1 protein-coding gene is annotated in these 235 nt (G+C 68.9%); it reads left to right on the top strand.

What is annotated here, in order from left to right; all coding sequences use genetic code 11:
* Positions 1 to 235: hypothetical protein (locus VJI93_RS09265; RefSeq protein ID WP_324009398.1), on the top strand; the 235-nt coding region annotated here is incomplete at both ends.

Raw genomic sequence — 235 nt, 5'->3', positions numbered from 1 at the left:
CAGCCGGGATCAGGTCGTCATGCTGTTCGATGCCGGCGCGGGGGAGGGCGGGCTCACCCACGCTTTCGTCACCGACGCCATCCAGCGGCGCGCCGACGGGGTGGTCATCGCCATCAGTGACGTCGACGACGACATCGCTCGGCTCCGCGATGCGGGTATACCCGTGGTCGCCGTCGGGTCGGGCGCGTCAAAGCTCCCCATCGACTGGGTCACCGCCGATGACGAGAGAATCGCG

It is taken from the genome of Parvimonas sp. M20, from assembly GCF_035282425.1.
GTDB lineage: Bacteria > Bacillota > Clostridia > Tissierellales > Peptoniphilaceae > Parvimonas.
This window is presented reverse-complemented; position numbering and strand designations above follow the sequence as displayed.